The 7364-nt window shown below is 60.0% G+C and carries 7 protein-coding genes; 6 read left to right on the forward strand and 1 reads right to left on the reverse strand.

Annotation, left to right across the window (positions count from 1 at the left end; translation table 11 throughout):
• From NET03_RS13220 to NET03_RS13240, 6 genes are all read left to right on the forward strand, one after another.
• Window positions 1-1127, forward strand: a 1127-nt coding sequence (locus tag NET03_RS13220; RefSeq protein WP_503008237.1) for a D-alanyl-D-alanine carboxypeptidase family protein, incomplete at its 5' end; no start/stop codon positions are given.
• Between the two features lie 64 nt (window positions 1128-1191).
• Entirely contained in the window at window positions 1192-1548 is a 357-nt protein-coding gene (locus tag NET03_RS13225; protein ID WP_252129364.1) for a heat shock protein transcriptional repressor HspR, read from the forward strand.
• A gap of 55 nt (window positions 1549-1603) precedes the next feature.
• Window positions 1604-4216, forward strand: coding sequence for an ATP-dependent chaperone ClpB (gene clpB / locus NET03_RS13230; protein WP_353655835.1), 2613 nt, complete (start codon window positions 1604-1606; stop codon window positions 4214-4216).
• Between the two features lie 56 nt (window positions 4217-4272).
• Window positions 4273-4404 carry a hypothetical protein gene (locus tag NET03_RS13660; RefSeq protein WP_286207493.1) on the forward strand — a complete coding sequence of 44 codons (132 nt, stop codon included), beginning with the start codon at window positions 4273-4275 and terminating at the stop codon, window positions 4402-4404.
• Between the two features lie 16 nt (window positions 4405-4420).
• Entirely contained in the window at window positions 4421-4645 is a 225-nt protein-coding gene (locus tag NET03_RS13235; protein ID WP_252129366.1) for a DUF2905 domain-containing protein, read from the forward strand.
• 55 nt (window positions 4646-4700) lie between these two features.
• Window positions 4701-5741, forward strand: a complete 1041-nt coding sequence (locus tag NET03_RS13240; protein WP_252129367.1) for a DUF4349 domain-containing protein — start codon at window positions 4701-4703, stop codon at window positions 5739-5741.
• A 79-nt stretch (window positions 5742-5820) separates the two neighbouring features.
• Here the strand turns inward: NET03_RS13240 and NET03_RS13245 are convergent, their stop codons facing one another.
• On the reverse strand, window positions 5821-6912 hold the full coding sequence (locus tag NET03_RS13245) for a cobalamin-independent methionine synthase II family protein (RefSeq protein ID WP_252129368.1): 1092 nt from the start codon (window positions 6910-6912) through the stop codon (window positions 5821-5823).
• Window positions 6913-7364 lie beyond the last annotated feature (452 nt).

Genomic DNA, 7364 nt, shown 5'->3' on the forward strand with positions numbered 1-7364 from the left:
AGATGAATCTCGTCGCGCAGCGGCTCGGCATGCAGCGTACAACATTTCGCAACCCTCATGGCCTTGATGAGGAGGGGCACGTCAGCACTGCACGGGATCTGGCGACGCTCACGCGGGCAGTGTTGCAACGCCCTGAACTGCGGCGGATTTTGCAGACACCGTCCTATTCAAACGGACCCTATGTGGTCGAGACGACCAACCGGCTCGTTGGGCAATACCCTGGGTTGATTGGCGGCAAGACAGGTATCACTGACGCAGCTGGGTATTCCCTGATTGAGGCAGCAGAACGTGATGGGCACACCGTCATCGTTGTCATTCTTGGTAGCACACGTGAGGCCTGGTACAACGATGCGGTTCAACTGCTCGACTATGCCTTTGACCGGCTGGCAAGTGGGGGGATCGGGAACGAGCCAGCACACGAGCTAACGCTCGGAGCCGCCAGGGCGGCCACGGCTGAGGGAGCGGATGCGATGGAATCGCGAGCGCTCATGGTGCACGTCCCAACGTCGGACTCACGCTCCACGCAGCTCTGGATTTGGCCTGCCTCGGCACTGACTGCCGCTGCAGTGACCGGTGTCTTGTTGATGAGTCTCCCGGTCCTTGCGGCTATGGTGGTGGCTCGCCGCTCGTCCCCAACTGCAACGCGAGCGCGCCGGCTGCACTCCCCTCGCGTCGCTCGATATGCCAGTCGTTCGCGGTCAGGGAATGGACGCAGCGGGACAGCCCGCGCCCTGCGGGGACAAACGAGTGTGGTCGAACCACCGCGAGCAGCGGCTCTTGTCACGTTTGATCCTGCAGTGGCTGTTGCACAACGGGGCGTTCGTGCAGGGCGACGTGGCGATATCGCGGTGGCTGAGGAAGAGTTTGTAAATGCGTTACGACTCAATCCAGCGTTCGACCTTACCCGGACACCGGAGTTCTGGACACTGTCCCCGCTGGGTGTGGTTGCGGCAGCGAGAGCCTATCGCAGAGTGGGCCGTGTCCGCGATGCACGGACGTTGTTGACTGTGGCGCAGTTAAGTTTCGGGAAGGTACCGGTTATCCAGGCCGCCCTGAGCGAGTTCGCACCGCCCTGGACGGCGATGACACCTCGTCGAAACGACGCGTCGCCGCTGTCGCGTCCTTGATACGAGTCATATCAGGTGGTATACTCCGGGCGAGTGCAGGAGGAGAAGCGCTCAGGAGGTTAGGATGCGCCGATCCGAACCGCTGTATGTGATCAGTGTTGCTGCACGGCTGCTTGAACTCCACCCGCAGACGCTGCGCAAGTACGAGCGCGAGGGCTTTGTGACCCCCTCGCGCACGCGCGGAAATCTCCGTCTTTATTCGGCAGAGGATTTGGAACGTCTGCGCCAGGTCAAGTACCTCGTTGAGGAGCGTGGGATCAATCTCTCCGGGGTCCAGCTAGCGTTGGTGCTGACAGAGCAGCTGCGGCGGTTACGGGAACGCTGCCTGGCAATCTCCGAGCAGTACGACCGGATCTTCGATTCGGTCGTCGCTGATATCGACATGATGCTGGGCATGCTGGGAGCGTCGCAAGAGTCGTGATGAGCTGCGCTCCTCCTGTCTCATCAGAGAACGTCGATACGTAGGATGGGAAATGATGGGGCGACCGCAGTTTACCGAGAAGGCACAGGAAGCGCTTCTCGTCGCTCAACGTTTGGCGACGGAACGGCAGCATAGCCAAATTGATGTGGAGCACCTGCTCTACGCGCTTGTGACCCAGGGCGATGGAGTTGTCCCGCAGGTGTTGCTGCGTCTGCAGCTAGACCCGCGGCGTGTTGCACACGAGTTAGAGCGGGTGCTCGAGACATTGCCACGTTTGCAGTATGCCGCGGAACCAACGATTGCTCCGGGACTGCGACGTGCGTTGGAGCGTGCGCAAGTCGAGGCGCAGAATTTTGGTGACGAGTACGTGAGCACCGAACATCTCTTCCTTGCCGCGTTGGAGGCGGTGCCTCGCTCGCCAGCGGTCCAGGCGCTTGCTCGTTTTGATGTCCAGCGAGAGCGCGTGTTGGGCGCACTGAGCCAGATCCGCGGCGCACAGCGCGTCACGTCACCGACTCCGGAGTCAACCTATCAAGCGCTCGAGCGCTATGGTCGCGATCTGACGGCCCTTGCGCGCCAGGGCAAGCTCGATCCGGTGATCGGGCGCGACGATGAGATTCGCCGTGTCATTCAGGTACTGTTGCGGCGCACCAAGAACAACCCCGTGTTGATCGGCGAGCCAGGAGTCGGGAAGACAGCAATTGTTGAGGGTCTTGCACAGCGGATTGTTCGTGGTGACGTGCCGGAGGGGCTGCGCGAGAAGCGGATCGTGCAGTTGGATCTGGCAGCGATGGTCGCTGGTGCGAAGTACCGCGGTGAATTTGAGGAGCGTTTGAAGGCTGTCCTCGACGAGATCCGGGCCGCGGAGGGTGAGATCATCGTCTTCATCGATGAAGTACATACGGTGGTTGGCGCTGGTGCGGCTGAGGGGGCAATGGATGCTGCCAACATGCTGAAGCCGATGTTGGCACGTGGCGAACTCCACGCGATCGGCGCCACGACGCTCGACGAGTATCGCAAACATATCGAGAAGGATCCGGCTCTGGAGCGTCGCTTCCAGCCGGTGTATGTCGATGAGCCGTCGGTCGAAGACACGATCAGTATCCTCCGAGGGCTGCGTGAGCGCTACGAGCTCCACCATAAGGTGCGGATCCTCGATTCAGCGCTCGTGGCGGCAGCAGTGCTTTCACATCGGTACATTACGAACCGCTTCTTGCCTGACAAGGCGATCGACCTGGTTGACGAGGCGGCAGCCCGACTGCGCATGGAGATCACGAGTATGCCGGCGGAGCTCGACGAACTCACCCGCCGGATCACCCAGCTCGAAATCGAGCGCGAAGCGCTGCGGAAGGAGCGGGACGAGGCTTCGCGACAGCGTTTAGCAGAGCTCGAACGAGAACTTGCCAACCTGCGCGAGCAGGAGCAGGTACTTCGCTCGCAATGGGAGCAGGAGCGGCAGGCGCTCGAACGGATTAATGCGCTCAAGGAGCAGATTGAGCAGACACGGATCGAGATCGAGCAGGCGTTGCGCGTCGCCGATTACACGCGCGCATCGGAGCTGCAGTACGGGCGACTCGTGGAACTGGAGCGCCAGCTGCGCGAGGAGGAGCGGCGACTGACTGAGGTACAGCGCCAGGGCCGTCTGCTCAAGGAAGAGGTTGATGCCGATGATATCGCGGAGATCGTGAGCAAGTGGACCGGTATTCCGGTCGCAAAGCTGATGGAAAGCGAGATGGAGAAGCTCGTCCACATGGAAGAGCGACTCCACGAGCGGGTCGTTGGCCAAGATGAGGCGGTGCGTGCCGTTTCAAACGCCATCCGACGAGCGCGCGCTGGGCTGCAGGATCCGAACCGGCCGCTCGGTAGCTTCATTTTCCTTGGCCCGACCGGTGTCGGTAAGACGGAGCTCGCACGAGCCCTGGCTGAGTTCCTGTTCGACGACGAGCGCGCCATGGTACGGATCGATATGTCTGAGTATCAGGAGCGCCACACCGTCTCGCGTCTGATCGGTGCGCCGCCTGGTTACGTCGGCTATGAGGAAGGTGGGCAACTGACGGAAGCCGTTCGTCGACGGCCGTACTCAGTGGTGCTCTTCGATGAGATCGAGAAGGCGCATCCTGAGGTCTTTAACGTCTTGCTCCAGGTGCTGGACGACGGGCGTTTGACCGACGGACAGGGGCGGACGGTCGACTTCCGCAATACGGTCATCATCATGACCAGCAACCTGGGCTCCGAGTACATCCAGGCGCTCCTGCCACATCGCGAGCAGGAAGCGTATGAGCGTGTCATGGCAGCGGTGCGGGCACACTTCCGGCCGGAGTTCTTGAACCGGATCGACGAGATCATCATGTTCCGCCCGCTGACACGCGAGCAGCTCTCGCAGATCGTTGATATCCAGCTGCGACAGGTGCGACAGCGCTTAAAGCAGCGGAGTATCACGCTCCAGGTCACACCGCGTGCGAAAGAGTGGTTCGCCGAGCGTGGCTACGATCCGGTGTATGGAGCACGGCCATTGAAGCGCGTTATCCAGCGTGAGCTGCTGGACCGGCTGGCGAACCTGATCTTGCGTGGCGAGATCCGTGACGGTGAGACCGTCATTGTGGATGTCGACGAGCATAGGAATCTCGAAGTGCGATCGCTCCTTGCCGAAGCCGAGGTAGTGGCGTGACGAGAAGGGGCAGCTCAATCTGAGCTGCCCCTTATACGATCTTGGAGGAGGGAGCGATGGAAGGTACAGCGGAGGTTGCCAAGCTGATCCTCATGGTGCTGCTCGTCTTGCTTGTCCCGTTCCTCTTCATGCTCATCTTCGACCTGGCGACGCATCTTGGTGAACTTTTCGGACAACGCCGTTCATGAGGGGGACGCGTAGGCGATGGAATCGCTGCAGGCATTCGGGCGAGTGCTCATCCTCTTCGGTGTTTTGCTCGTCGCATTCGGTCTTGTCCTACTCCTCGCGGGTCGCCTGCCTTTCCTCGGACGTCTTCCTGGGGATATCGTGTATCAACGCGGGAACTTCACGATCTACATTCCGCTCATGACGATGCTCGTCTTGAGTCTCATCCTAACCTTGCTCCTAAACCTACTGTTCCGCCGCTAGTGTTTCCTGGTATCCTCCTCGTGACCGACGGAACAGGCGAGAGAGGAGTGGCTGGATGGTGGGACGGTTACGGTGGAGCGTCCTGAGTGCGCTTGTGGTGGCGGTTCTCGCAGTTTTGCTCGGACGGGCTCGGCACGGGCTGGTCATTCGACTGCCGTGGTCTCTGTCGGGCCGAGGCGGTTCCAGGCTTGAGAGGTCGGCGTTCGCAGACACGCCTGACTGGAGTGACGATTTCTCTGACAGTCACCAGTACGGGCGGGGAGAGCGACGGTTCTCTGGGACACGACCGATGGTTTACGAATCCCCGATGACCGATGCGGCACGGATGGAGAGCCCGTCGTATCATGTTGCGGACAGTGGACGCTCGATCGCCCTACGAGCGGAGCTGCGTATCCTGGTGCAGGATGCCGCGTCTGCCGCTCGTGAGGCACAGCGTATCGTGGGGGCGATCGGTGGCTATACGGTCCAAGCACAGGTCGCGCAACACGGACAATCGGTGACCGCGCAGGTCGTCCTCGCGGTTCCCTCAACGAATTTCCACCAGGTGTTAGAGGAGTTGCGGAGATTGCCAGGGCTCTCCGCGATTGAGCATGAATCTGTGAGTGGCCAAGACCTGACAACGGAGGTGATTGATCTCGAGGCACGCGTGCGTGCTGCGCGAGCGACTGAGGAGCGTTTATTGGCTTTGCTCCAGCGAGCCGAAAAGGTGAAAGATGTCCTCCAGGTCGAGGAAGAACTTCAGCGCCTCCGGTACCAGCTCGAGCGCCTGGAGGCGCAGCAACGGTCTCTCCAGGAGCAGATCCGCTACGCGTTGGTCAGTCTGACCCTAAGGCAAACTGGCGCGACTTTGGTTCGCCGAATACTTGAAGCATTGCGCGGCGGATGGCGGGAAGAAATCGAAGCGCTGGCGGACGCTGCAACAGTGATTGGTCGCCTGGCAGCGAAGGCCGCCGTTTTCGCTCCGCTCACGGTCACGTTGGCGTGGGTCGGTCGCTGGCTCGTTCGCAGGTTATCCAGTTCGGTACTTGACAGCACCGAGTGGCATCGCCAGGACATGTCAGTATGGCGCGACGAGAGTCGCAGCAATGGGCACTGACGGACAGTGTTGATGCCTAAAGGATGGATAGTGAGCAATGCGCCGCCCGGCACGTTGACCAGGACGGGCGGCGCTGCGTTTAGCCCCACACAGCCTTCGCGGTGCGAGCTACCAGCTCCAGCTTCTGCCGCTGCACTTCTGGCGTGATGCGATTTCCTTCCCACGTGGAGGCAAAGCCGCACTGTGGGCTCAATGCCAACCGATCGAGCGGAACGTACTCGGCTGCCTCCATGATGCGTCGAATCAGTTCGTCTTGACTCTCGAGGCGCATCTTCTTCGTCGTCACAAGTCCAAGGACGACAACACGGTCTTCGGGGACGAAGCGTAATGGCTCGAAAGTGCCAGATCGCTCGTCATCGTACTCCAAGAGGAAGCGGTGAAACTTGGTCTTTTGGAAGACCTTTTCTGCAATTGGATCGTAGCCACCCGAGGCATAGAACATACTCTGGTTATTGCCGCGGCAAATGTGGAGTCCAAAGATAACGCCCTGCTTGTCGAAGCCGTCAAGGACGGCGTTATCGAGCTCAATCGTCTGATCGACAATGCGATCCGGATCCATACCGCGGATACGGTATCCTTCACGAATCTTTGGATCCAAAAGCGCCGCGTACTGTGGGGCATCAATTTGGATATAGGTGCAGCCGAGGCGGATGAGTTCTTCGATCTCACGGCGGGTGATGTCGACCACATCGGCGAGGTAACTTTCCACCGTCGGGTAGGCGCCAACGGACCGATTCTTATCCCAGTACACCGCGGCCTGCATCGTGCTGATCAGTGTCACCTTCGCGACGCGGTTCGTGCGAGCACGGAGGTAGGTGAACTCCTCGGCGCACATGTTTCGGCGCCAACGGAGTTTGTCGACAACGATCGGCCGCCGTACGAGATTCTCATTCCCCTGCTCATCGCGGAAGGTAATGGCCCAGCCGCCGAATTTGTCGAACCCTTCCATCGCCTCGACCAAATGCCCGAAGAAGGCATAACGGCGCTGTTCGCCGTCGGTCACGACCTCGAGACCAGCTTCCTCTTGGAGGCGGATTGCTTCGTCGACTGCGCGGTCCTCGATCCGCTTAAACTCGGCGGCGGAGAGTTGTCCGGCCTCATACTGCTGGCGGGCCTCAACGAGATAGGATGGTCTGAGAAGGCTTCCGACGACGTCACTGCGATAGAACACAATTCCATCCTTTCGTCTGTCGCTCTCCTGCGCCGGTGTGGCGCTCGCCGAATAGGATAACCGACACGTGTCAGTGCTGAACAGAACCGGGGCCTTGTTTCCCGGAAGTCAGAAAGACGCCGGTGAATGTCGGTGACCACGATGTATCTCGGAGAATTGAAGAAATGGGGGGGCCTGGCACGAACTGGAAGCGCCAGCGGAAAAATGTGAGTATCAGCGTATCGAGGTGTTCGGCTATGGTGAACAGGAACGTTGAAGGAGCTTAGACCGCCTGTTACCGTACCACACTAGAGATGGTGTTTCAGGTCTAAAGACAACTGTGGTATAGGGAAGGTGTTCCATGAAGACGCGTGCAGCGGTTCTCTACGGCCCAACCCGATCGTTTACCGTTGAGACACTTGAGTTGGACGAACCGAAGGAGGGGGAGGTCCTGGTCAAACTGGTGGCGACCG

Source organism: Thermomicrobium sp. CFH 73360 (assembly GCF_023806465.1).
In the GTDB taxonomy this organism is placed as follows: domain Bacteria; phylum Chloroflexota; class Chloroflexia; order Thermomicrobiales; family Thermomicrobiaceae; genus Thermomicrobium.